Genomic DNA, 22,759 nt, shown 5'->3' on the forward strand with positions numbered 1-22,759 from the left:
CGGAAGAGATTTCTGGTGATGGCGCTTCCTCGACGATGCGTGACATCTCGTGTCACGTGGCGTGGTCGCACCGATTCCGGAGCGTGCCCGTCGGACCGCTCAGCGTCGCTGCACGGCGTACTGCCCAGGTACGACGTACGGAACGCAGTGCGGCTTGGGGAGCTCCCGGAAGAATGTCTGTCCCGGAGGGGGACATGAAGCACCTCGCCATGGTGAGGTCGGGTGCAGACTTGAGGTTAACACTACCGGATCCAACAAACATTCCCCCTCTCGAAATCCGGCAACCGTGTGCTGTCACAAGGCGCCGGAGGGCGCGAGCGGCAGCACGCTCGCCCCCCGCAGGTCCAGGCTCAGCCGGTTGGCGGCCCATTCCTTACCCGCCAGCCGCTCGACCTTGTCGGCCGACTCCGCGTCGGCCAGGGCCATCACGGTCGGCCCGGCGCCGGAGATCACCGCGGGGACCCCGTCGGCGCGCAGCCGCTCCACCAGTGCGGCGCTCTCCGGCATGGCGGGGGCGCGGTACTCCTGGTGGAGACGGTCCTCGGTGGCGGGCAGCAGCAGCTCGGGGCGCCGGGTGAGGGCCTCGACGAGCAGGGCGGCACGGCCCGCGTTGGCGGCGGCGTCGACGTGCGGCACGGTGCGCGGGAGCAGTCCGCGCGCGGTCTCGGTCAGGACCGGCTTCCCGGGCACGAAAACCACCGGAACGATGGAATCCGAGGGCTCCATCCTGATCGCCCGCGCGGCGCCGGCCTCCATCCAGGAGAGCGTGAACCCGCCGAGCAGACAGGCCGCGACGTTGTCGGGGTGTCCCTCGATCTCGGTCGCCAGCTCCAGCAGGGCGGCGTCGTCGAGGCGGGTCTCGCCGCCTATCGTCACCGCGCGGGCGGCGACGATCCCGGCGCAGATGGCGGCGGAGGAGGAGCCCAGGCCGCGGCCGTGCGGGATGCGGTTGGCGCAGACGATCTCCAGTCCGCGCGGCTGGCCGCCCAGGACGTCGAAGGCGGTGCGCAGGGAGCGGACGAGGAGGTGCTTCTCGTCGCGCGGCAGCGTCTCGCTGCCCTCACCCGCGATGTCGATGTGCAGCCCGGAGTCGGCCACCCGGACGACGACGTCGTCGTAGAGCCCCAGCGCGAGGCCCAGGGCGTCGAAGCCCGGACCGAGATTGGCGCTGGTGGCGGGGACGCGCACCCGGACGGCGGCGGCGCGGAACGCTGGACCGGCCATCGCTCGTTGACTCTCCTTGAGCTGCGTGATGGTCGAATGACGTCGACCGGCTTCGGTCGACTTCGACGGCGTACGAAGACCCTCGGGCCGCTGATGACGGCGCGGCGCCGGTGCCCCCGCGAAATGCGGAGGCATATGCGGTGGGCTGGTTCGGTACAGCCTATCGAAGGAAGGTTCTGTGGCGACACAGGGCGCACAGGAGGCGCACGATGCGTGTCGCAAGCCCCCCGTGCATCCTCGCCAGGGAAAGCCCTCCGTGGAGGAACTTCCCCAGGTGAGGCACTCCATGCCTGCACGGGGGCGCCCACGTCGCAGGGCGGCGCCCCCGGCCCCCGCGGGGTCGCTCAGACGAGCCCGAGGCGCTCGGCGGCGGTCACCGCGTCGACGGGGACGGTCACCGGCTGCGGAGCCCCGGCCACCGCCCAGTCGGGGTCCTTCAGACCGTTGCCCGTGACGGTGCACACGATCGTCTGGCCCGGGTCGACCCTGCCCTGCTCGGCGGCCTTCAGCAGGCCGGCCACCGACGCGGCGGACGCGGGCTCCACGAAGACGCCCTCCTGGGCGGCCAACAGCCGGTAGGCGCGCAGGATCTCACGGTCCGTCACCTCGTCGATGAGGCCGCCGGACTCGTCCCGCGCCGCGAGCGCGTACTGCCAGGACGCCGGGTTGCCGATGCGGATCGCGGTGGCGACGGTCGAGGGGTCCTTGACGACCTCGCCGCGCACGATGGGCGCACTGCCGGAGGCCTGGAAGCCCCACATGCGCGGGGTGCGCGCGGCGATCTTGTCGGCGGCGTACTCCTTGTACCCCTTCCAGTACGCCGTGATGTTGCCCGCGTTGCCGACCGGCAGGACGTGGATGTCGGGGGCGTTCCCGAGCATGTCCACGATCTCGAAGGCGGCCGTCTTCTGCCCCTCGATACGCACCGGGTTGACCGAATTGACCAGCGCCACCGGGTAGTTGTCGCTCAGCGAGCGGGCCAGCGTGAGGCAGTCGTCGAAGTTGCCGTCGACCTGGAGGATCTTCGCGCCGTGCACGAGGGCCTGCCCCATCTTGCCTAGCGCGATCTTGCCCTGGGGGACGAGGACGGCCGAGACCATGCCGGCGCGCACGGCGTACGCGGCGGCGGACGCCGACGTGTTGCCGGTGGAGGCGCAGATGACCGCCTTCGCGCCCTCCTCCTTGGCCCGGGTGATCGCCATGGTCATCCCGCGGTCCTTGAAGGAGCCGGTGGGGTTCGCGCCCTCGACCTTCAGGTGCACCTCGCAGCCGGTGCGCTCGGAGAGCACCTGCGCGGGCACGAGGGGCGTGCCGCCCTCGCGGAGCGTCACGACCGGCGTGCTGTCGGAAACCGGCAGCCGGTCCCGGTACTCCTCGATGATTCCGCGCCACTGGTGGGTCATTGCTGGTTACTCTCCTTCAACCCGCATGATGCTGGCGACACCCCGCACGGTGTCGAGCTTGCGCAGCGCCTCGACGGTCCCGGTGAGGGAGGCGTCGGACGCGCGGTGGGTGACGACGACGAGGGAGGCCTCGCCGCCTCCGTCCTGTCGTCCCTGCTGGCGCACCGTGTCGATGGACACCCCGTGCTCCGCGAACACGGTGGCGACCTGCGCCAGGACGCCCGGTTTGTCGGCGACGTCGAGGCTGATGTGGTACCGGGTGACGACGTCACCCATCGGCGACACCGGCAGGGCGGCGTACGCCGACTCGCCGGGCCCCGTCGCCCCGCTGAGCCGATTGCGGCAGACGGCGACGAGGTCGCCGAGCACGGCGGAGGCGGTGGGAGCACCGCCGGCGCCGGGGCCGTAGAACATGAGCTGACCGGCCGCGTCCGACTCGACGAAGACGGCGTTGTAGGCGCCGCGCACGGAGGAGAGCGGGTGGGTCAGCGGGATCATGGCGGGGTGCACGCGCGCGGTGACGGATCCCCCGTCGGCGGCCCGCTCGCAGATGGCGAGCAGCTTGATGGTGCAGCCCATCTCCTTGGCGGAGGCGAAGTCGGCGGCGGTCACCTCGGCCATGCCCTCGCGGTAGACGTCGTCGAGGCGCACGCGCGTGTGGAAGGCGATCCCGGCGAGGATGGCGGCCTTGGCGGCGGCGTCGAAGCCCTCGACGTCGGCGGTGGGGTCGGCCTCGGCGTACCCGAGGGCGGTGGCCTCGTCGAGGGCCTCCTGGTAGCCGGCCCCGGTGGAGTCCATCTTGTCGAGGATGAAGTTGGTCGTCCCGTTGACGATGCCCATGACGCGGTTGATCTTGTCGCCGGCGAGCGACTCGCGCAGCGGGCGGATCAGCGGGATGGCGCCGGCGACGGCGGCCTCGTAGTAGAGGTCCTTGCCGTGTTCGCCGGCGGCGGCGTGCAGGGCGGCGCCGTCCTGGGCGAGCAGCGCCTTGTTGGCGGAGACGACGGACGCGCCGTGCTCGAAGGCGGTGGTGATGAGGGTGCGGGCGGGCTCGATCCCGCCGATGACCTCGACGACGACGTCGATGTCGCCCCGTTTGACCAGGGCGGTGGCGTCGGTGGTGACGAGCGCCGGGTCGATCCCCTCGCGCACCCGCGAGGGCCGCCGCACGGCCACCCCGGCCAGTTCCACCGGGGCCCCGATCCTGGCGGCGAGGTCGTCGGCGTGCGTCGTCATGATGCGCGCCACCTCTGAGCCGACCACTCCACAGCCCAGCAGCGCCACCTTCAGCGGACGCGTACGCATCATCCGACCTCGTTTCCTCATACCGTCTACGGTTGCTCCAGTCTCACTCACCGGACCGGGGTTTCTGCCCCTGGTCCGGATCGTGAGACGTCTATTTCATTTCCACGGGGTGGCTGACAGGAGATCTTCCACCCCGCCGGCCCGCGCCTATCCGACGTCGAGACGCAGGAGGTCCTCCTCCGTCTCGCGCCGCACGACGACGCGGGCCTCGCCCTCGCGCACGGCGACGACCGGCGGCCGCAGCACGTGGTTGTAGTTGCTGGCCATGGACCGGCAGTACGCCCCCGTGGCGGGCACGGCGATCAGGTCGCCCGGTGCCAGGTCGGCCGGCAGGAACGCGTCCTTGACCACGATGTCCCCGCTCTCGCAGTGCTTGCCCACGACGCGCGCGAGCATCGGCTCGGCGTCGGAGGAGCGGGAGACGAGCGCCACGCTGTACTCGGCGTCGTACAGGGCGGTGCGGATGTTGTCGGACATGCCGCCGTCGACGGAGACGTAGGTGCGCAGCCCGTCGAGCGGCTTGACGGTGCCGACCTCGTACAGCGTGAAGGCGGTGGGGCCCACGATGGCGCGGCCGGGCTCGACGGAGATGCGGGGCGTGCGGAGCCGGGCGGACTCGCACTCGCGGGTGACGATCTCCGTCAGCGCCTTGGCGATCTCGTGCGGCTCGCGGGGGTCGTCGTCGCTGGTGTAGGCGATGCCGAGCCCGCCGCCGAGGTCGATCTCGGGCAGTTCGACGCCGTGCTCGTCGCGGATGTCCTTCAGCAGTCCGACGACCCGGTGGGCGGCCACCTCGAAGCCGGACATGTCGAAGATCTGCGACCCGATGTGCGAGTGGATCCCGATCAGCTCCAGCCCGTCGAGCTTCAGCGCGCGCCGCACGGCCTCGGCGGCCTGTCCCCCGGCGAGCGGGATCCCGAACTTCTGGTCCTCGTGGGCGGTGGCGATGAACTCGTGCGTGTGCGCCTCGACGCCGACGGTGACGCGGATCTGCACCGGCTGCCGCCTGCCGAGCGACTGGGCGATGTGCGCGACGCGGACGATCTCCTGGAAGGAGTCCAGGACGATCCGCCCGACACCGGCCCTCACGGCCCGCTCGATCTCCTGCGCCGACTTGTTGTTGCCGTGGAAGGCGATGCGGTCGGCGGGCATGCCGGCGGAGAGCGCGGTGGCCAGCTCGCCGCCGGAGCAGACGTCGAGGTTGAGCCCCTCCTCGTGCAGCCACCGCACGACGGCGCGCGACAGGAACGCCTTCCCTGCGTAGAAGACGTCGGCGTCGGCCCCGAAGGCGGTGCGCCAGGCGCGGGCCCGGTCCCGGAAGTCGGCCTCGTCGAGGACGTAGGCCGGGGTGCCGTACTCCTCGGCGAGCGTCTTCACGTCGATCCCGCCGACGGTGACGACCCCGAGGGCGTCACGCGTGACGGTCCGCGACCACACCTTGGGGTCGAGGGAGTTGAGGTCGGCGGGCGGCGCCGAGTAATGCCCCTCCGGCAGGACGTCGGCGTGACGGGGCCCGGCGGGGTGTGCGGAACGGCTCATCGTGGGCGTGCTCTCTCAGAGGTGGTCGGGTGCGTCGATGCCGAGCAGGGACAGGCCACCGGCCAGCACCGTCCCGGCGGCTTCGGCGAGGGCGAGCCGGGACCGGTGGGCGGCCGAGGGTTTCTCGTCCCCACGGGGCAGAACGGCGGGCAGGTGCGCGAGGGTCGCGTCGGCGAGGGCCAGGAGGTGCCGGGTGAGCCGGGAGGGAGCGGCGAGGCCGTCGGGGTGCGGGAGCCTGCCGGCGGTGGCGAGGACGCGGGGGTGGTCGGCGAGCAGCGCGACGAGGCCGGGGGGCGGGACCGGGGCCGGGGCCGGGGCCGGAGCCGGGGTGCCGGGCGGGGTGGCCGCCGGTGCGTACGGTGCCGGTGCGTTCGATGCCGGTGCGTTCGGTGCCGGTGCGTCGGGTGCCGGTGCGTCCGTCCCGGGTTCGGTGGCCGTGGTGGCGGTGAATCCGAGGTCGGCGGCGTTGCGGCCGACGGCGCGGGTGCGGGCGTGGGCGTAACGGATCCGGAAGAGGGGGTTGCCCTCGCGCTGGACCAGGTGGTCGGCGGTGATGCGGGGCCGGTCGTGCGGGGCGGGGTGGAGCAGCGCCCAGCGGGCGGCGTCCGGCCCGAGCGGAGCGGGGTCCTCCGGCGCCGGCACGGGTCGCAGGTCCACCCCGTCGCTGTCGCCGTCGCCGTCGCCGTGGACGATCTCGACGCGCCCGCCCTGCGAGCCGACCATCCGCGCGAGCACGTCGGCCAGCACCTCGGCCCGGACCTCGTAGGGCACGCGCACCACGAACACCCGACCGGCGAGGGCGTCGGTACGGCCGTACCCCGCCCCCTCGTCGAGGATCCGCCGGACCAGCGCGGCGGACGTGACGGCCCGGTCGAGGCTGATGTTGAGGAATCCCGGCCCGGTGATCGCGACGCCGGTGACACCGGCTTCGCGCACGAGGTACGGCCGCAGCAGCGCGGCGACCCGCAACGGAGGCTGTCCGGCGGGGCGGGCCAGCTGGAGCGCGACGTTGGTGGCGTAGTCCCCGCACCCTCCCGCCCCCGGCGGCCCGACCACCACCCGCGAGGGGACGGCCACGCTCAGCGCCCCGTCGTCGACGGCACACCGCACCGCGTGCAGCACGGTGCGGGACAACTCGACGGGGGTCACGGGACCAGCGTAGGGGAGGAGGGGGGTGGGTATGCGACCCGGTTTGCGGGTGTCCGGGATGTGGACGGGGTGGGGGTGGGAGAAGGAGTCGCGAGTCGCGAGTCGTGAGGGGCGAGTCGTGAGGGGCGAGAGGCGAGGGGCGAGTCGTGAGGGGCACCGCCGGAGGCGGAGACAGCCGGTGGCTCACTCGACGACGGGCTCGGCCAGGGGTGCGGGAAGGGAGACGGGACCGGAAGGCGCGACGGGGCCGGGAACGCGGAGGGGACCATGGTCGGACGGGGACTCATCGAGGTGCCTGTGCCCGTTCCGGTGCCCCTGCCCGTTCCGGTGCCCCTGTTCCTGCCCGTAGCCGTGCTCGCATCCGGGCTCGTGCCCGGACCCGGGCCGCTGTCCCTGCACGTGTCCGTCGCGCAGCCCGAAACCGTCGGCCTCCTCACCACCCCCGACTTCGCTTTCGACTTCACCTCCGGCTCGGCTTCCGCCTTCGCTTCCGCTTTGACTTCCGTCCCGGCTTCCGTCCTCGCCTTCACCTTCGCCGCTGGGGGTGAGGTCGTGGCTCAGGGTGTGGGCGGGCCCGGAGCCGCGGCCGTGGGCGGTACCGGTACTGACACCGGTACCGCGGCAGGCCCCGGAAGCTGCGCCGAAGAGGAGACCGGGGACCGCACCGGAAGAGGCCCCGGGCCCGGACCCCCCGTCGACGCCGGCCGGACCCCCAGGAACGTCACCCCCGCTCCCCTCCCCTCGCTTCCCCTCGATGAGCCGACGCACGAGGCTGACGAGGTCGGCGGGGTCGAAGGGCTTGGAGAGGAAGGCGTCGACGCCCGCTTCGAGGCCGGACTCGACCTCGTACTGCGTGCAGGCGCTGATGATGGCGAGGGGAAGGTCGCGCGTACGCGGATCGGCGCGGAGCCGCGCGGCGGTCCGGAGGCCGTCCAGCCGGGGCATGACGACGTCGAGGGTCACGAGATCGGGCCGCACCTGATGGACGACTTCCAGGCACTCGGCACCATCGGACGCGGTCACGACCTCGAGGCCCTCAAGCTCGAGGTTGACCCTGATCAGCTGCCGGATGACCTTGTTGTCGTCGACAACAAGCACCCGGCCCGAAGCGCCTGACACCACTCGAGAGTAGGTCGGCCCCGGCCACCGCGTCCGGGTTTTCCCCACTTCCACCCCCTCCGGGGCGCCCGCCCCGCCCCCACCCCGGGAAACCCGTTCCTGATCACCCCGAGGGAGCTGGTAGTGTTCTGTCCGTCGCCGCGAGCAACGCGACCGACACGCCCCCGTAGCTCAGGGGATAGAGCAACGGCCTCCGGAGCCGTGTGCGCAGGTTCGAATCCTGCCGGGGGCACCTTGCAGAAGGTGCCCAAAGACCCCGTCACCAGCGGAAGCGCTGGAGCCGGGGTCTTCGCGTATGTGCAGCCGTGTGCCGCTCAGAGCGGGCGTATGTCAGGCGCTGTGGACTATGCGTGGACTGGCCGCAGGGCCTGAATCCGCAGGTCACGCCCGGCAAACGACGAAGCCCCCGGACCGTGGTCCAGGGGCCATCATGCCGCAGGTGTGCGTCTCGGGTCAGGGTGTGTCGCCGGGCTCGTCCTCCTGGTCGTCGTTCTCGCCGAGGAGTTCGGCGATCCGCCGATTGGCGACGTCCTGCCGGCCGTCGAGGCACTTGGCGTACCGGCTCAGCAGCACTTCGACACTGTTGCCCGCCCGCTCGGCAACCTCGGTGGGGTCCACGCCGGCGTTGAGCCAGGACGACAAAGCGGCGTGCCGCAGGTCGTACGGCCGGGCAGCCAGCGGAGAGGCCACCTGTTCCGGCGTGAGCGCCAGGTGCCGCGCCTCGTCCCAGACACGCCAGTACGTCGTCGAGGCGACCACTCCCCCGCGCTCGTTGGCGAACAGCCGGCCGTCCTTGGCCGTGCCGAATTCTTCGATGTGGGTTCGGAGCATGCGCACGAGGCGCGGCGGAATCGGAACGATGCGGGTTTCGTTCGCAGGCCGGTTCTTGAGCCCGCGGTTGTCGTGCACCTCCCCCGTTCCGGTCCAACGCTTGCCGACGGTGGGACGGCTCTTCTCCAGGATCAGCGAGCCCCATCCGGTGTCCGGCAGCGTGCAGTCCGGACGACGCAGGGCCACGGCCTCCGCCGGCCGCAGCCCACCGAAGTACATGCAGGCGAAGAGAGCGACGAGACGGCGCCCACGAGCCCGGCGGTACCCGCCGACGTACGAGACCGCGGCAAGGAGTTCGGCAGCCTGTCGAGGGTTCACCACGACCCGGCGGTCCACTTCCTTGGTGACCTTCGGCAGCTTCCACTTCACGAGCGTGACCGGGTTCTCAGGAAGTTCCCCCAGCTCAACCGCGTAGGCCAAGGCGTTGAAAAGGACGGCCCGCTTGCGCCGCACCGTCTCGGCGGCGGCAGAAGTCCCGGAGAGCGTGAGCTTGAGCGAGTCGAGGACGCGGCGGATGTCCGCCGGATTCTTGAGGGTCGACAACGGCAGCGACGCCTTGGCCACCCAGCGGAGGGCATTCGCGATGTCCACCGGCGGAGCATCCTCGCTCTCGGCCTGGACGACGAAGGCCCAGCCACGCAGAGCACGCCGCAGCACATCATCTGCCGGACGGCCGGGGCGGTCCCCAAGGAGCTGAGTCGTGACGAGCGTCAGCGTCTCGTTCAGGCTGTCCCGAGAGTTCGGAGCCGCATGCGGCCACTTCATGGCCACATAGGCCCGTCCGAAGTCGTACCAGGTGAGGGATTCTTTGACCGGCGCCATGGAGTCCGGCAGACCGGTTTCCGTGTCGAAGGCCTCCCCCTTCTGCGCAGCCCGGAGCAGCTTTGCGCGGAAGTTGTCGGCGAGTGCCTTCGTGCGGAAGGTCTCGGAGAACGGCGGAGCGGCGGCAACCTTCCATCGCACGTCGTACGACGGCGTCTTGTACGGCCGCTTACGGATGCTCCACACCTTCACGTCGTGCGACTTCACGCCGCCTCCCCGAGGCCGTGGAGCCATGACGTGAAGTCGCTCCGCCACACGCGGAGTTCGCCGTTCGGAAGCTTGATCGCCTCAGGCGCCTGCCCGAGTTCGCGCCAGCGGTAGAAAGTACGGCGGGAGACTCCGCCCAGCTCGGCGAGGATCTGCGGGACAGTCATCAGTTCGTCACGTCGGCGGTCCACGCCGAGTCTCCTTCCGTGTCGGGGGTGTCGGGTCGCCGTGAGGCAGCGAGCCAGGATTCCGCGGCTGTCAGGCCGGTGCCGGCGAAACGCCAGTGGGAGAGGACAAGGACGGTGTCCGGGTCCGGGAGGGGGTGGCCGGCTGCGGCGGCGCGTTCGCGGGTGAGGGCTTCGTTGCGGTCGGCGCGTTCCTGGCGGAGGGCGCCGAGGGTGACGGAGTAGGCACGGGATTTGGTGGAGAAGTGGCCGCGGAAGCCGAGCATGTGGGCCCACTTGCGCAGGCGGAGGTCTTCGAGTTCGGGCAGGGCGCCGAGGTGCCAGCAGGTGAGGATCAGTTGCCGGGCGTGGTCGGTGACGCCGGAGCCGATGAGATCGGTGATCGGGTTGCGGATGGGGCGGTCGAGGGTGCCCGCGGTCTCGGCGCCCTTGGTGGCGTACTTGGCGATATAGGCGGCAACAGCGTGGCTGGACAGGTCGGAGGTGCCGGCGAAGTCGGCGGAGCGGATGGGGCGGATGTCGAGCTGTGTGCCGAAGCGGAAGGCGTGGGCGCGGCCGTCGAGGAGCGGGCCGGGTGTCTCGGCGAGGTGGGCGGCCGAGCGGATCGCGTCGGTGAGGAGTTCCGTCGTGGCCCAGTGCGGCGGGGCGTCCTCGGCGCCTTCGGGGCCGTCGAGGCGGATCACGGCATGGAAGTGGACAGCGCCGCGCCGCTGGTACTCGGCGACCTTGGCATAGGACACCTTGAGGCAGTGGCGCAGCGCTGAGCGACCGATACCCGCGCGGGAGGCGAGCTGCTGGCGCAGGTAGGTGGTGAAGCGGGCCCACAGGGCGCCGGCGTGCGCGTTCCACAGGACGGCGGCGCGGTAGTCGTAGCGGTCGGGGTGCAGGGGTGTGCCGAGGGTGGGGTCGTCGTCGGCGTGGAGGCGGCCGCAGCGGCAGCGTCCGCCGCCGGGGCGGTTGTGGACGGGGCCGAAGGAGGGGGCGGTGAAGGTGGCGAAGACGCGGGGGTGCCCAGCGACGGTCGGGCCGATGCCCTTGCCGCCGCTGAGGCCAGCCGTGATGAGGTGGAAGGTGTCTTTGCGGTAGACCTCGGCGCAGGCGGCGCACCGGGTGGCACGGCGGTTGTTGCAGCGGATGAGGAGCTGTCCGGCGGGAAGGTCGCGGTCGACGACTTCACGGACGATCTCGCCGGTCGCGGCGTGGACGTCGAGGCGGTGGCCCTCCATCCGTACGGGCCGTTCGCAGCCGCCGAGCCGTTGGATCTGCCGTGCGTAGCCGCTGAGGTCGCCGAACTGGGCGAGGTTCGCCACCTGACGGACGACTCCGGTCGGAGTCTCGGGGCGCATGTGCGGGTTCCTCCAGGAAGTGACGGAGCTTGGGGCAAGTACCTCGGCTTGTCCAGGGGGCTAGACAGTGTGGGCAAGCCGAGGTGCGGGAGGCGATGAGGTCAGCGGCGGTCGCTCTTGAGGATCGAGCGGACGGTGACCGCGCAGACGGCCACGGAGGCGGCGGTGATCGCGACGGCGAGGAGCATGGAGACCAGGACCGCACCGACGACGAGGACCAGGGCGCCGCCGCCGGCCGCGAGGGCGAGGGTGCTGCCCGCGGTGAGCTGGACGGCCGGGCGGTTGGACGCTGAGGCCGGGGCCGGGGCGTAGGGCGTCGGGCTATAGGTGACCGGGGCCGAGGTGGTGGGGAGCGGGGCGGTGTCCTGCGGCGGGTACTTGGGGGTGAACACGTGGGTGATCCCTTCTGTGGGCGGTCAGTCGAGGAGGGTGGCGACGGCGGGGGCGAGGATGCTGTTGGCGACGAGGTAGCCGCCGAGGAGGAGCAGGGCGACCAGCCACCACGGCGGGCGGGCGAGCTGGATGCCGAGGACGGCGACGACGAGGACGGCGAACCAGAGCGGGACGTCCATGGCGGTGATCTCCTTCTCAGGCCTTGCAGCGGTGGGTGCGGGCGGCGAGTTCGGCGGCGGCGCGGCTGTCGTACTCGGCGGAGAAGTCGCAGTTCGGCGCCGTGCAGGCGGCGAGGTGGCGGTTGCGGCCGCGGGCGAGGTACGAGGCGACCTGTACGGGGCCGATGCGGCGGACGTTGCGGAAGCGCGGGTTCACGGGCGGTCCCTTCTCAGAGGTGGGCGGCGACGGACGGCGTCATGGAGGGCGGGAGGCCGAGCCGCGCGCGTACGGCGTCGGGGTCGGCCGCTTGTCCGGTGGTGGTGCGGTGTTCCTCGGCGAGGGCCTGGACGCGGTCGATGAGGGCGGGCGGCAGGGCGATGGGGGGAGCGGGCGGCGGTTCGGTGGCGAGGGCGGCGGGAGGCTCGTCGGCGGCCGGTTCCGTGGTCGGCGGCGGGAGCGCGTCACGGTCGGGTGCGTCGACCACGGGGAGCGGCTCTGAGGGCTCCGGGAGCTGCGGGGCCGCAGGTTCCTTCGGGGTGCGCGGTGTGTGCGGTGTGTGGGCCAGGAGGGTTCCGCCGAAGAAGGCGACGGCGGGCCAGCCGGCCACCACGACGCGGAGCGATGCGGGGACGTCGTCCAGGTCGAGGAGTCCGGCGGTGGCGACGTTGGCGCCGAGGGAGGCGGCCAGGGCGACCAGGAACCACAGCCGCGGTCCCCCGGCCGGGTGTCCGGCGCGCTGTGCTTCGCGCATCCGGCGCCAGGCGGCGACCAGGAGCAGGTCGACGCTGACGGGGTAGGCCCACGCCTTCCAGCCGCCCTGTCCGGCCGCTTCTGCGAGGTCGTGCAGGTGGGAGAAGGACAGGGCGCCCGCGATGACGGCTTGGACGATCACCGCGTCCACGCGGGTGAGGTGGGCACGCATCGGCTCGCGCTCCCTTCCGTGCGGTCAGTTGGCGGACGTGAGCGAGTCGGCACGCTCACGGGCCAGACGGGCCACCTCGGCGGCGCCGACGTCGCCGGGCGTGCCGGCCGCGATGCGCTCCAACAGGTCCGCCTTACGGCTCATGAGCGCCACGTACTCGGCGGAGGTGTGGTGCGGGTTGCGGCCGAGCGCGGCCAGGTCGGCGAGGAGTGCGCTGACTTCGGCGATAGAGGGGCGTGACACGGGAATTCCTTCCGGTTCGAGGCATGGGAGGGGTAGGGACGTGGCGCGAGGCGGTCACGCCGGCCGTGGGAGGGGTGTGGTTACTCGGTCACCGGGCGAGCGGTGGGCACGGGAGCGGCAGGAGTGGCCGCATCGGCGGGCTCGGCGGCGACGACCGGCCGGAAGGAATCGAGGCGGGGCAGCTCCGGCACTAGGGCGGCAGTTGCGCGGCAGACGGCCGCCGCCTCGTCGAGGGTGAGGTGCGGGGAGCGGGCGCGGGACCAGCCGCCGGAGGAGTCGCCGAGGATCGCGACGCCGGGCCGCTCGGCAGGGATGGCGGTGGCGGCCAGCGCCGCCTCGGGGGAGATGTCGGCCAGCGCCATGCTCGCCGACGACTCGTCGTTGACCCGGTGGCAGACACGGCCGGTGAGCTGGGCCCGGAGCATGGTGGCGCCCTTGCCGAGTTCGGAGCCGAAGCGCTGCCCGCACACCTCCAGATAGATGCCGGCCGCGCGGCCAAGCTGGGCGATGCGAATGAGCTTGGTGACCATCGCGTCGCGCCGCTTCTCGTCGTCCCTACTGGCCGCGAGGAAGAGTTCCGCCACCTCGTCGACGACGACCACGACCGGCACCGGCCGCACCTTGTCCGGCAGCCCCCACACGTCCGAGGTCAGGACGGTGTCCGGTCCGGCGGAGGCGAGACCGATCAGGCGGAACCGTGCCTCCATCTCTTCCAGCAAGGCGTCGAGGAGTTCGTTCGCCCGGTCCGGGGTGTCGGCGAGGGCCGACACCCGCGGAGCGAACGGCGCGAGTTCGACGCCCCACTTGCAGTCGATCCCGACCAGGACGACCGGTTGCCGGGCCAGGCCGCACAGCAGGTTGCGCAGATAGACGGACTTGCCGGACTGCGTTGCACCGAGGATGAGTTCGTGCGGCACGGCGCGGAAGTCCCGTACGTGCCAGCGTCCGTCATCGCGCAGCGCCAGCGGCAGGGAGAGCAGGCCGCCGCTCTGCTGCCGGGGACGCCGTACGTCCGCGAGGACGTCCCAGCCGATCAGCCGCAGTTCGAGCCGGCCCGGCTTGGTGGGACGGATGTGGACGGCATGAGCGGACCAGGCATGGCGCAGCCGGTCGGCCGAGGCCATGAAGTCCTCCGGTGCCTGCCCGGTCGCCATCCGCAGCCGCATAACGAGTCCGGACCCGGTCGGCACCGGGAACGACCGACGAGGCGGTACGGGTGCCGCTTCCCGCCCGACCATCCGGGCCGTGGCCCGACGGACGGCCGAAGCCGGCACCGTCAGACCACAGGCGTCCATGGTGGCCCGGTAGGTGGCGAGCACGCGCAGCGCGACGAGCGGATAGCCGACGAGCCACCAGAAGGCGACCGGCGTACGACGGCGCAGCACCAGCAGCGCGGCGAGTGCCACCAGGCAAAGCGTCAGTGCCCACAGGGTGTCGGTCACGGCGCTCAGCCCTTGACCGGGGCGGGAGCGTTGACCATGACGGCGTCCGCCCGGTAGGCGATGCCGTGCCGCATCCGGCCGCCGAACTCGCTCTCCCACGGCCGGGCGACAAGGCCCGACAGGATGACCGGAGCGCCCATCACCAGGCCCTCACCGATGCCCGCCTCCGGAACGGTCACCTTGATCATGTCCGAACCGCCCTGCGCGATGAACACCAGCTCCAGCACCATGAGCCGCTGGTTGGTCACCGGGTCCACGGCGACCTCACCGGTCTGGCGGTCCTTCACCTTCACTTCCGGCAGCTTCGTGACGAGCAGCGTCGCGGCCGAGACGTCCACGGGGATGACGCGCATTTTCTAAACCTCACTGGTTGGCGGCGCCGGTTGACCGGCACCGTTCCGACTGGATACCCCCCTAGACAGCACGGGGAGTGGCCCGCCCTAACTGTCTAGGGGGGTTGACGGCAACAGTAGACCTACGGCCCGTCAACTGTCTAGGGGGGTTGACGAGAGGGTGACCGGAAGGCGCGGACCTCTCGGTCGATCCGACGAACGCCCCGGTCTGTGGCGTACAGCAGAACCAGGGCAACACGGGCCTCCACGACCCCCGCAAAACCGCCGTCTTTCGTCCGAACCAGCTCGGGCGGTAGCACTGATTCCGCACCTACGATCAGAGAGTGGATGCAGCAACCTGGCTTAACGTCCTGGCCCTCGCGATCTCCATCTGCGCCCTAACGACCTCAGTTTGGTTGGCGGGTCACCAAGTGCGCGCAGCGCGGCAAGCCAACTGCCTACCAGCGTTCCTTGAGTTGCTGTCCGGGTTCCGCTCGCCAGAGTTGCATGATCAATACGACTACGTGTGCAGTCGATTGAGTCAGGAACACTCTCCTGACGGTGGCCTACGCGGCCTCCCGACCGGGCCCCGTGGTATCGCCTACAACGTCGCATACTTCTTTCAAACTTTTGCAAGCCTGTACGCACTTGGCATCATCGATGAGAACACGGCGATCATCATGATTCGAAGCCGAGCAATCAAGGTTTGGGAAGCCCTTCGCCCCTACGTCGAACGCGAGCGTCAGTACCCGGACGTCGATCCGAGCATGCTGTCGCTGCTGGAGGCGTTCGCGCGCATATCAGCTGAATACCGTGGCCCCACAGCCACCCAGGTCATGAACACTCGTCACAAGCGTGCCTCTTTGCTTCGCCGACTCCTCCCTCCACGCCTGTGAGAACGCCCCGCTCCTAGCAATCTGGGATGTCGAACGATGAGGGCAGTCGCTGCATGCTGGAGCGACAATTGCGCCGACCACTGACGGCAGAGACGTAGGTGAGTGGACCCATTCCCCTCCTTCGCTGAAACGCCGTAGTCACTGGCCCAGCGCCCAGTGAAGAACCGTGGCGTCATCGTGTGCTTTGCCCCGCGGCCAGCGTCGCCCGTCAGGGTCGCCGGCTTCGGCTTCCCGCACTCCGCGGATCAGCTCGGACGGCCCGGACGAGTCGAGGACGGCCACGGTCTCTTGCCAGGTGGTGAGTTCGAAGCGGTCGACGAGTCGCGTCGCTCCGTCGCTCAGCAGCGTCACGGAGGACAGGGAGTCCAGCTCTACTGTCCCCGTGAGGGCGTGCTCGGCCGCGCGAGGATCGGGCCCGGCGATCCAGAAGCCGTCCGGCCGGTTGCGCAGGCCGGTCAGCGCGTCGCGGTACTCGGCCAGGGCGGCGGCATGCTCGGGCGAGCCGGTGGGAAGTGCGTCGACCGGTCCGCGCAGCCGTTTGCCGACGTCGTCCAAGCGCCGGTCGGTGACGACAGCGACCCCCGTCCCCTTGTCCACGAGGAGGAGGGAGGAGTCACCGAGGACGAGGTATTCCAGAGCTCCAGCGCTGGTCCGGACGGCGACGACCGTACTGGTCGGACTGGCCCGGTGGACGAGGTCGCAGGCGTCCTCGTGCAGCGATCTGACGGCGCCGATCGCGTCGGCCAGGCATGCGGCCAGCGGCCAGGCGGGATGCGCGGTGATGGTGCTCAGCAGCAGCCCGCCCAGCGTCGCGGAGAACCAGGCGACGCCGTGCGTGCACCCAGTTTCCGCATCAGCGACGCCGGCGCCGTCCAGGAGAACGGCCGCTCCGGGAGCGGCGGCGGCGAAGTCCTCGTTCTCCCGGCCCGGTTCGGCGGGCAGCGAGCCGAGGGTGACCCTCACGCCGTCGGCTCCTCGTCGTGCCGGTAGAGGGGGGTGAGCAGCTCGACGGATCGCGGTTCGCTGGTATCGGGGTCGTATTCGACGCCGACCAGGGTGGAGAAGCGGTGCTCACCCACCTGCCCCCACACCGTGTTCAGGTCGGAGGCGAGCAGCTGGACGACGCCGAGGGAGCCTTGCGTGTGGATACCGGCGATGGCGAGCAGCGAGCCCTTGCCGTCGGGGCGTGGCAGCCGGCCGACGTATCCGACGTCGTACGGGCGGGCCGGATCGCTGTCCTGTCCGGACCGGTGCACCGTGCCGGTCCGGTGGTCGACGAGCGTCCACGGCCCGTCTTCCGCGCGCTCCCAGCGCAGTACCGGATCCTGCGCGTACGTGTCCCACATCTGCTGGGACATCCGCGGACCGCAGATGACGACCAGGCCGTCACGGTTGAGGTCGATCTCACCGGACACCGGCACATGCTCAGAGGTAACGTCCAGACCGTACGACCGGGCGAGGTCCTCGAGACGCTTACCCGAGCTGACATCATCCACAGCGACAACCGTGCGCCCGCGCTCGTCATCACGCCGCAGAGGGGTGGCGACGACGACGGAACCGCGCCCCAGAAAGGCACCTTCCGGCGCCGGGCCGGTATGGCGAATCTGATGGATCCGGCCCCGGCTCAGGCCGGCTTTCGTGGCGATCTGCGCGTACGAGAGCCCTTGCGCGTGGAGGTCCTGGACCACTCGGCGGCGAAGCCGGGCGAGTTCGGTCACCTCCTGCTGCGCGTCGGCCAAACGCGTCGTGACCTCCCGCAGAAGCAGGTACGGGTCATCGATCGCCATAATGCGCCGCAATTCGTCCGACATGGCTTCACCTCCTATGACTACCCCGGAGTCTAGGGCCCTAGACAGAAAGGGCGCGAGCCGCCGTCCAGACGGAATGCCGATCACGTAGAACCCAGCCCTTCGACGGGGCACCCCGCGAGGGCTCACCCTCCACCACCCGACGGGCAGAGACAGAGCACCGGGGCGCAGGCCGCCATCAACCGCTCACCCGCACCAGGTCGACCCAGACGCAGCGCGCACCGCCGGCCCGATCCTTCACTCCCCAGTCCTTGGCGTACGCGTCGATGAGCAGGAGACCACGGCCGCCCTCGTCTACCGGAGTGTTCACGCTGCGCACCATCGGCTCTTCGTCGCCGCCCTGGTCGGTCACCTGGATGCGCAGCAGATCGTCAGTGAAGCCGATGACCACGAGGAACCATCCGCGGTACCACCCGCTTCGCGTGTGCTGAACGGCGTTGGTCGCCAGTTCACCGATGACCAGGACGGCATCCTCGACGAGGTGCGAGTCCTCGCCCTCGAGGAGAGCGGCGACGAAGTGGCGCGCTTCCGCCACGTGCTCGGCTTGACCGGGGAACATGCGGGCCCACTTTTTGGGCATGGGAAAACTCCAGTTCGTCTAGGGGGCTAGACAGCACAGCGGCAGAGTATTCCCATGCACCGATCCCAAGCTAGGCATCTTGAGGAATTATTCCTCTAACGGGTGGTGGAGGACTCCAGCTCCCGGAACTCCCCCATCACTCGGAGCAGCAGTTCCCGCACCTCAGGCCCAAAGACCGCCGCCTCTTCGAAGCGGCTGAACATCTCCTCGTACGCGGCCACTTCGGCGGAGTCGTCCACGACCTGTTCGCCGCGGAAGGTCTCGACGACCACCGCGCGCGAGTCGCACAGGGTGAAGCCGTGCCGAGGCATCACCGGCACAGGCCGATGCCACGGGATGACGCCGAGGCGGACGGTGCTCAGGCTCTCCACGGCCAAAAGCCGGTCGAACTGGGCGAGCATCAGCGCAGGACTCCCCGGCCACGTCCTCAACACACCCTCCGTCAGCATGAACACCGACTCGCGCCCAGGCTCGTACAAGAGGCTCTGCCGCTCGATGCGGGCAGCAACGGCACGACCGACCGCCTCAGGAGTCGTGCGGGGTGCGCTGTCGAAGACGTGCCGGGCGTACTCCGCACTCTGGAGCATGGCCGGCAGGACGACGCATTGGAACGACCGGACCAGCCGGGCGGATCGCGCCGCTTCATAGAGGGTTGCTTCGTCAGGAGCCTCATTGGAAGCCTTGCCGGTCTCCGGTGCGGCCATCACCGCGACCAGGAGGTCACGCACCTCACGAGTGGTCACCCCGTCCAGGCCGAGAGCGTCCGACAGACGTTCCAGGACGTCGACACTCGGGACCATCCGCCCGTTCTCCACCTTGGACACGGTCGGTTGCCCTACACCGGCCCGCTCCGCCAAGGCAGCACCCGTCAGGCCGGCTTCTGCACGCAGCCCACGAAGACGTGCCCCAAGCGCCTTCATCAGCTCTCGCCGCTCACTCCCCATGCCAGGGTTCTACACCACGAGGGACGCGGTACCGGCCAACAGAAGCCAGTTCAGCACCGGCAGAGCAGCCATGATTCAAACTTTCTCTACTGGTTCAAGGCCCGCGCACGGCGCGGGCGCGCGCCGCCTGGCGCGGCCCGCCTCCTGTCTTCGCCCCGGCCGGCCGCGCCAGGCGGCGCGCTGCGTGCATGCGGCCTGAGGCAGGAAACCCACTGTGGCTGGGGCGGTCGGCTACGCGACTTTAGCCAGCCACTTTGGCGCGAGCCTCGAAGATCATGGCCCCAACGTCGTGCTTTACCGGGCAGGTCCACAGACTGCCCGACGCGCCAGAAGCTTACGGGGCCATGATCACTCGCGCCAAAGCAGCTCCCGGCCAAAGTCGCTACGCCGACCGCGCGTCTGGCACACCGCACAGGGTTACCGGACAACACGAGCCGTGGCCTGTTCCCATCCCTGGTACAGCGAACCCGCCGCACCGCCCGCACGGATCGTCATCTCTCCTTCGTATCTGCTCCCCTAGCGCCTGACACATCGTTAAAGTGTCGATCTACGCATCGGCATGTCAGGGAGCAATCTAGTGACGGAGCAGGACCTCGACGAGCACGGACTCGACCAGGAGTCCGACCTCAAGCATCTCAACGTCACGGAACTTTCCGAGGACGAGGTCGTCAGCCAGATCGACGAGTACGAGATCGTCGCCTCACCTAACGATTTCAACACCCGGACAATCAATAGTTTCATCGAAGAAGGCGCGATCAAGATCCCCCCCTTCCAGAGGAATTACGTGTGGGATCGGAAGCGGGCATCAAAACTAATCGAGTCACTCATCCTTGGCCTTCCCGTCCCGCAAGTATTCCTTTACGAAGAAGGAAACAATGACTTCCTCGTAATCGACGGCCAGCAGAGGCTGATGACCGTTTTCTTCTTCGCTAAGGGAAGGTTTCCACGCAAGGACAAGCGCAGCACTATCCGCAGGCTCTTCAACGCGGAAGGTGGGATTTCTGAAGAAATCCTCCAGGATGATGAGTATTTCGAGACTTTTAAGCTCAGCCTCCCCAGCATTCCCGGAGAGAAGAAGAATAAGTTTACGGGGCGGACTTACTCCACGCTCGACGAATTCAAGCGCCAATTCGACTTGCGGACAATTCGGAATGTGATCGTGAAGCAGGTGAGCCCTGCGGATGACGACTCTGCCATGTTCGAGATGTTCAACCGATTGAACACTGGAGGCGTGAACCTCAATCCTCAGGAAATCCGCGCCAGCTTGTATCATTCAAATTTCTTTCAAGAGATTTTCGGCCTGAACGAAAACGCTAAATGGCGCGATCTTCTCGGATCTTCAGAGCCCGACTCCCGCATGAAAGATATGGAGATCATCCTCCGCAGTCTTGCTTTGCGGGAAGGGACCGATGGCTACGCAGGCTCCATGACTGGTTTCGTCAACCGATTCTGCAAGAAGTCAAAGAAGTTCGGCCCTGAAAAGATCAAGCAAACCGCAGATGAATGGTCCTGGTTCATGAAACTGAACCGCGATTGCTCTCGGAGCACGTATCAGGCGGGGTCCGCCCGCTTCAGCCCCCTGCTCTTCGAAGCCGTCTATGTAGCTGCACTGGGACTACAAGAAGAAGGGGTGGAAATTCCTCCCCTCCGACCTGAGTGGATTGAGCACATCGGAAGGGACAAGCGCTTCAGCCAGTACGCCCAAGAGGGGTCGACCAAAACTGCTAATGTAAAGGGGAGACTAGCCGAGACCAAGCAACTTCTTAATGAGCTCATCGGCAGCGCCTCATGAGCAGGGTCGCGAGGATGTACGCCGACCACCGGAGCGTACTTGACTACCTAAGCGACCAACAACAGGCATCCCACCACGCCACTTTGCAAATCACCTTGCCGAAGGTGCTCCTCCTTGCTGCAGCCAGTGAATTCGAAGATAGGGTGTGCCAGGCCCTCAGGGATCATATTGCCGAAAACACTCTGGACTCGAAGATCGTTGATCTGGTAGACCAGACTGCAATCCGCAGAAAATATCACACACTCTTCAATTGGGACACTCGAAACGCGGGGCAGTTTTGGTCCCTTTTCGGTTCTGAGTTCAAAGTGGGGATGAAACAATATTGCCGCGAAGACTCGGAATTGACTAACCAGATAAGCGCCTTCATGGAACTCGGATCGCTCCGCAATAACATGGTCCACAACAACTATGCGAGCTTCGTCCTGGACAAGACGCTGGCCGAGGTGTACGGGCTTTATGAGCTTGGCGACTTGTTCGTTCAGCGTATCCCCGAGTTACTGAAGCTTTCCTTCAAAGAGGCCGAAGAGTGAAGAGGGCGGTCGTTCTTATCTCTGCGTAGCTGTGCCGGCCGCTCTCAACTCGACCGTCATCCGATTCGGCCCGAGGAAGACTACGAACTGGACGATCAGAACGAGAGTACTCCCGCACCGGCAGTCCCCTGCCTTAGTCTTCAGCCATGCGTAGAGGAGCGATCACCCGGGGGTCCGTGCTTAAGGCTATTGCCGAGCACGATGAAACAGGACGCGAGGCTTTCCTGTCGAAGTACGGCTTCGGCGAGGCCCGCTCGTACGTTCTAGTCTACGAGGGGCGGGAATACGACTCGAAGGCCCTTGCCGGAGTAGCACACAAATGGGACCAAGGGCGGGCGCTGGCTCCCAATGAGTTCAGTGGTGGCAAGGAGCACGCAGCCGCTTGGTTGAGGCGCCTAGGCTTCCAAATCAGAGCCGTCAAGAACCCCGACTGGGCACGCGATGAGATCATCCTCGCTTGTGATCTGGTCATGGGAAATAGCTGGAAGGGTCTGGACGCGCAAGATCCAAGGGTCGTCGAACTGTCTGCCTTGCTCCAGCTGCTGCCTATCCATGCGGATGCGGACCGCAACGACAGGTTTCGTAACCCCAACGGTGTGGCCCGTAAGACGTTCGACATTGCTACCCGGCATCCTGACTACCGTGGCAAGCCCACGAACGGTGGTGCCCTGGATGTGGAAGTCCTCCATGAATTCCTCGCGCGTCCAGACCGGATGACTAAGGTGGCGCGTCTCATCCGCGAAGGCATCAGCACTGGCGAGCTTCAGGATCTCACCCAAGCTGACGACGAGGAGTTTGACGACTTCAGCGCGCCCGAAGGGCGGTTGCTGCTGCGCCGGCACCGGGCGCGGGAACGGAACAAGGGGCTACGCAAGAAGAAGATCGACTCGGTCATCCGAAAGGGCGGCAGCCTAGCGTGCGAGGCATGCGGCTTCGACTTTGAGGAGGTCTACGGCGAGCGCGGAGCCGGTTATGTGGAGTGCCATCACGTCGTACCTCTGCACGAAGCCGGCGAAGGAAAGACCAGGCTCAGCGATCTAGCACTCATCTGCGCGAACTGCCATCGCATGATCCATCGTCGTGCACCTTGGCCGACTCCTACCGAGCTGAAGGCCGCCATTGAACACCGCGGCGCATCGCGACTTCGTGGTGCCGCCACCGTCGGGAGGCAGGGCGGCGAAGCCGCCGTGCGTTCCCCCGTTCAGGAGGGCCAGCGATGACCGATCCAGCGGACCCCGTGCTGCTCTTCGACGAGGATGGCCGCATGTTCATCGTGCATGAGCCGGCTCTGGCTGATGAACTGCTCGAGTCAGCAGACGAATTTTTCGAAGGCTATGACGGCCTCGGACGCCCAGTCTGCGCGTACGGAGACCCCGGACACGTTGCCCTAGCTCTGGCCTCGGCAGAAGCGCAGGGCGACGAGGTCCGTGGCCGAGTCGAGCGCTATTACGATGTATTTGCGGCCCGGCATCCCACACGAGTCCCTCCCCAAGAAGCTGACCTATCGAATTTTATTCGCGCCGTGGCAGAAGACTGGGTCGAGGAGTAGGACGCCGAGCATAAGCGAGCGTTTCCAAATAAGCCTGGG

General features: G+C 68.6%; 24 protein-coding genes, 1 tRNA gene and 1 pseudogene. 6 read left to right on the forward strand and 20 right to left on the reverse strand.

All coding sequences use genetic code 11. The features are described from left to right. Positions 1–294: 294 nt before the first annotated feature. The 6 genes and pseudogenes from thrB to ACZ5FU_RS01845 all read right to left on the reverse strand — a co-directional run. Entirely contained in the window at positions 295–1,224 is a 930-nt protein-coding gene (gene thrB / locus ACZ5FU_RS01820; RefSeq protein ID WP_469044190.1) for a homoserine kinase, read from the reverse strand. A gap of 344 nt (positions 1,225–1,568) precedes the next feature. After that, positions 1,569–2,627, reverse strand: a complete 1,059-nt coding sequence (gene thrC, locus ACZ5FU_RS01825; protein WP_451525576.1) for a threonine synthase — start codon at positions 2,625–2,627, stop codon at positions 1,569–1,571. A gap of 6 nt (positions 2,628–2,633) precedes the next feature. Further along, the gene (locus ACZ5FU_RS01830) at positions 2,634–3,932 is read right to left on the reverse strand and encodes a homoserine dehydrogenase (RefSeq protein WP_451525667.1); all 1,299 of its coding nucleotides are present in this window, start codon (positions 3,930–3,932) and stop codon (positions 2,634–2,636) included. Between the two features lie 147 nt (positions 3,933–4,079). Beyond that, entirely contained in the window at positions 4,080–5,471 is a 1,392-nt protein-coding gene (gene lysA / locus ACZ5FU_RS01835; protein WP_451525575.1) for a diaminopimelate decarboxylase, read from the reverse strand. A 15-nt stretch (positions 5,472–5,486) separates the two neighbouring features. After that, positions 5,487–6,620 (reverse strand): ArgS-related anticodon-binding protein NrtL, encoded by a 1,134-nt coding sequence (gene nrtL / locus ACZ5FU_RS01840; protein ID WP_469044192.1) that lies wholly within the window; start codon positions 6,618–6,620, stop codon positions 5,487–5,489. Positions 6,621–7,247: 627 nt separating this feature from the next. Then, positions 7,248–7,739, reverse strand: a pseudogene (locus tag ACZ5FU_RS01845) (response regulator); the annotation flags it as partial. Between the two features lie 160 nt (positions 7,740–7,899). On the opposite strand from ACZ5FU_RS01845, the gene ACZ5FU_RS01850 reads away from it, so the two are divergent. After that, positions 7,900–7,971, forward strand: a tRNA-Arg gene (locus tag ACZ5FU_RS01850). Positions 7,972–8,192: 221 nt separating this feature from the next. Here the strand turns inward: ACZ5FU_RS01850 and ACZ5FU_RS01855 are convergent. From ACZ5FU_RS01855 to ACZ5FU_RS01900, 10 genes are all read right to left on the reverse strand, one after another. Beyond that, positions 8,193–9,599 carry a tyrosine-type recombinase/integrase gene (locus tag ACZ5FU_RS01855; protein WP_469044194.1) on the reverse strand — a complete coding sequence of 469 codons (1,407 nt, stop codon included), beginning with the start codon at positions 9,597–9,599 and terminating at the stop codon, positions 8,193–8,195. After that, entirely contained in the window at positions 9,596–9,766 is a 171-nt protein-coding gene (locus tag ACZ5FU_RS01860; RefSeq protein ID WP_033526530.1) for a helix-turn-helix transcriptional regulator, read from the reverse strand. The genes ACZ5FU_RS01855 and ACZ5FU_RS01860 overlap by 4 nt, the downstream gene beginning before the upstream one ends. Next, positions 9,766–11,130 carry a replication initiator gene (locus ACZ5FU_RS01865; RefSeq protein WP_469044196.1) on the reverse strand — a complete coding sequence of 455 codons (1,365 nt, stop codon included), beginning with the start codon at positions 11,128–11,130 and terminating at the stop codon, positions 9,766–9,768. The genes ACZ5FU_RS01860 and ACZ5FU_RS01865 overlap by 1 nt, the downstream gene beginning before the upstream one ends. A gap of 101 nt (positions 11,131–11,231) precedes the next feature. Continuing rightward, complete coding sequence (locus tag ACZ5FU_RS01870) at positions 11,232–11,522, reverse strand: SpdD protein (RefSeq protein WP_469044197.1); 291 nt, start codon at positions 11,520–11,522, stop codon at positions 11,232–11,234. A 24-nt stretch (positions 11,523–11,546) separates the two neighbouring features. After that, the gene (locus ACZ5FU_RS01875) at positions 11,547–11,702 is read right to left on the reverse strand and encodes a hypothetical protein (protein WP_382783691.1); all 156 of its coding nucleotides are present in this window, start codon (positions 11,700–11,702) and stop codon (positions 11,547–11,549) included. Between the two features lie 16 nt (positions 11,703–11,718). Next, positions 11,719–11,898, reverse strand: coding sequence for a mobile element transfer protein (locus tag ACZ5FU_RS01880; RefSeq protein WP_142265456.1), 180 nt, complete (start codon positions 11,896–11,898; stop codon positions 11,719–11,721). A 13-nt stretch (positions 11,899–11,911) separates the two neighbouring features. Continuing rightward, on the reverse strand, positions 11,912–12,604 hold the full coding sequence (locus ACZ5FU_RS01885) for a DUF2637 domain-containing protein (RefSeq protein ID WP_469044199.1): 693 nt from the start codon (positions 12,602–12,604) through the stop codon (positions 11,912–11,914). A gap of 24 nt (positions 12,605–12,628) precedes the next feature. Beyond that, on the reverse strand, positions 12,629–12,847 hold the full coding sequence (locus ACZ5FU_RS01890) for a hypothetical protein (RefSeq protein ID WP_469044201.1): 219 nt from the start codon (positions 12,845–12,847) through the stop codon (positions 12,629–12,631). 80 nt (positions 12,848–12,927) lie between these two features. Further along, positions 12,928–14,289 (reverse strand): FtsK/SpoIIIE domain-containing protein, encoded by a 1,362-nt coding sequence (locus ACZ5FU_RS01895; protein ID WP_469044202.1) that lies wholly within the window; start codon positions 14,287–14,289, stop codon positions 12,928–12,930. A gap of 5 nt (positions 14,290–14,294) precedes the next feature. Beyond that, positions 14,295–14,642: an SCO3933 family regulatory protein gene (locus ACZ5FU_RS01900; RefSeq protein WP_366062107.1), complete on the reverse strand. Its 348-nt coding sequence runs from the start codon at positions 14,640–14,642 to the stop codon at positions 14,295–14,297. Positions 14,643–14,965: 323 nt separating this feature from the next. Between ACZ5FU_RS01900 and ACZ5FU_RS01905 the strand changes: the two genes are divergently transcribed. Next, positions 14,966–15,517 (forward strand): DUF4760 domain-containing protein, encoded by a 552-nt coding sequence (locus ACZ5FU_RS01905; protein WP_469044203.1) that lies wholly within the window; start codon positions 14,966–14,968, stop codon positions 15,515–15,517. A 138-nt stretch (positions 15,518–15,655) separates the two neighbouring features. On the opposite strand, the gene ACZ5FU_RS01910 is transcribed toward ACZ5FU_RS01905, so the two are convergent. From ACZ5FU_RS01910 to ACZ5FU_RS01925, 4 genes are all read right to left on the reverse strand, one after another. Next, positions 15,656–16,480: an integrase gene (locus tag ACZ5FU_RS01910; protein WP_469044205.1), complete on the reverse strand. Its 825-nt coding sequence runs from the start codon at positions 16,478–16,480 to the stop codon at positions 15,656–15,658. Further along, a complete protein-coding gene (locus ACZ5FU_RS01915) occupies positions 16,477–17,328 on the reverse strand; it encodes a sigma-70 family RNA polymerase sigma factor (RefSeq protein ID WP_469044206.1) in 852 nt (283 codons plus the stop codon). The genes ACZ5FU_RS01910 and ACZ5FU_RS01915 overlap by 4 nt, the downstream gene beginning before the upstream one ends. A 175-nt stretch (positions 17,329–17,503) precedes the next feature. Beyond that, positions 17,504–17,905, reverse strand: coding sequence for an ATP-binding protein (locus tag ACZ5FU_RS01920; protein WP_469044208.1), 402 nt, complete (start codon positions 17,903–17,905; stop codon positions 17,504–17,506). A gap of 95 nt (positions 17,906–18,000) precedes the next feature. After that, on the reverse strand, positions 18,001–18,849 hold the full coding sequence (locus ACZ5FU_RS01925; RefSeq protein WP_469044209.1) for a helix-turn-helix domain-containing protein: 849 nt from the start codon (positions 18,847–18,849) through the stop codon (positions 18,001–18,003). Positions 18,850–19,426: 577 nt separating this feature from the next. Here ACZ5FU_RS01925 and ACZ5FU_RS01930 point away from each other — a divergent pair. From ACZ5FU_RS01930 to ACZ5FU_RS01945, 4 genes are all read left to right on the forward strand, one after another. Further along, on the forward strand, positions 19,427–20,641 hold the full coding sequence (locus ACZ5FU_RS01930; RefSeq protein ID WP_469044211.1) for a DUF262 domain-containing protein: 1,215 nt from the start codon (positions 19,427–19,429) through the stop codon (positions 20,639–20,641). Between the two features lie 14 nt (positions 20,642–20,655). Further along, a complete protein-coding gene (locus ACZ5FU_RS01935; RefSeq protein WP_469044213.1) occupies positions 20,656–21,171 on the forward strand; it encodes a HEPN domain-containing protein in 516 nt (171 codons plus the stop codon). A 146-nt stretch (positions 21,172–21,317) separates the two neighbouring features. Further along, positions 21,318–22,391 (forward strand): HNH endonuclease, encoded by a 1,074-nt coding sequence (locus tag ACZ5FU_RS01940; RefSeq protein ID WP_469044215.1) that lies wholly within the window; start codon positions 21,318–21,320, stop codon positions 22,389–22,391. Then, positions 22,388–22,720 (forward strand): hypothetical protein, encoded by a 333-nt coding sequence (locus ACZ5FU_RS01945; RefSeq protein WP_469044216.1) that lies wholly within the window; start codon positions 22,388–22,390, stop codon positions 22,718–22,720. The genes ACZ5FU_RS01940 and ACZ5FU_RS01945 overlap by 4 nt, the downstream gene beginning before the upstream one ends. Positions 22,721–22,759 lie beyond the last annotated feature (39 nt).

The sequence above is a fragment of the Streptomyces sp. NPDC031554 genome (assembly GCF_055580685.1).